Source organism: Streptomyces sp. NPDC001156 (genome assembly GCF_053598275.1).
Window position 1 is genome coordinate 1 of record NZ_JBSFJX010000542.1, and the last position, 1,348, is coordinate 1,348.

The 1,348-nt window shown below is 74.3% G+C and carries 2 protein-coding genes; both read left to right on the forward strand.

Annotated features, from left to right (window positions below; translation table 11 throughout):
- The coding region (locus tag ACWDA7_RS52980; RefSeq protein ID WP_450615403.1) for a winged helix-turn-helix domain-containing protein at nt 1-189 on the forward strand (189 nt) is incomplete at its 5' end.
- 5 nt (nt 190-194) lie between these two features.
- Nucleotides 195-1,348: hypothetical protein (locus ACWDA7_RS52985; RefSeq protein WP_450615405.1), on the forward strand; the 1,154-nt coding region annotated here is incomplete at its 3' end.

Here is a 1,348-nt window from a genome sequence, read left to right on the forward strand (position 1 = left end):
CGCGGGTTGTACGACGCGCTCGGTGGACGCAGCGACACCAAGCAGGCCCAGATGGCCATGCTCTGGGTGCTCAACCTCTCCGACGGCGAGCACAGCCTGCTGGACGTCGCCGAGCGGTCCGGGCTGCCGTTCGACACCGTCGCCGCCGCGGCCGACGCCCTGCACGACGCCGGACTGATCAAGGCATGACGCCGATGACCACCGAGAGCGGGACGACAGCGCCGGCGGTTCCGACCGGGCACGCCCGGGGGTCCGCCAGGCGGGCCCTCGTCGGCCGGCTGTCCTGGGGACTGGCCGACCAGGCGGCCTCCAGCGTGAGCAACTTCGTGGTGGGCGCCTACGTGGCCCGGTCGCTGGGGGTGACCGCGTTCGGTGTGTTCAGCCTGGCCTGGGTGACCTACGGCGTGGTGCTCAACGTCTCCCGCGGGCTGGCCACCGACCCGCTCGTGGTCCGCTTCAGCGGTGTGCCGGAGGCCTCCTGGCGCGGGGCGGTGGCCCGCTCGACGGGTACCGCGCTCGGCGTCGGGATCGCTGTCGGCGCGGTGTGTCTGGTGGTCGGGCTGGGTGTCGGCGGCCGAGAGGGACCCGCGTTCGCCAGCCTCGGCGTCGTGCTGCCGGCGCTGGTGCTGCAGGACGCCTGGCGGTTCTCGTTCTTCGCCGCCGGCACCGGGCGGAAGGCGTTCCTCAACGACGTCGTGTGGGGCATCGCGCTCGTCCCGGCCATGGTGGTGGCGGCCCACGTGGACAGCGTGGCCGCCTTCGTGCTCGCCTGGGGCGCGTCCGCCGCAGTGGCCGCCGGCTACGGCTGCCTCCAGTCCGGCATCCGGCCCCGGATGACCGAGGCGCGCGGCTGGCTGCGCGAGCAGCGCGACCTCGGTTACCGGTACCTGGTCGAGAACGTCAGCCTCAGCGGCGCCAGCCAGCTGCGGGCGTACGGGCTCGGCGCGATCGTCGGAGTGAGCGCGGTGGGTGCGGTGCGGGGCGCAGAGCTCCTGCTGGGCCCGTTCCTCGCCGTGCTGATGGGTCTGTCGCTGGTCACCGTCCCGGAGGCGGCACGGGTGCTGCGCCGGGCCCCGCACCGGCTCCGCACGTTCTGCCTCCTCCTGGGCGGGGGGCAGGCCGCCGGCGCGCTGTTCTGGGGCGCATCACTGCTGCTGGTGCCGGGCCGGCTCGGCGAGTTCGTGCTCGGCGACGTCTGGCACTCCGCCTCGCATCTCGTCGTGCAGATCACCCTCAGCGTCGCGGGCGCGGGCCTCGGCACCGGCGCGGCGTCGGGCAGCGGCTCGCCCGTGATCGCGGCCATCAGCGCGTCAACGCCGTCGTACTCGGCGGCCACGTCACACCACCT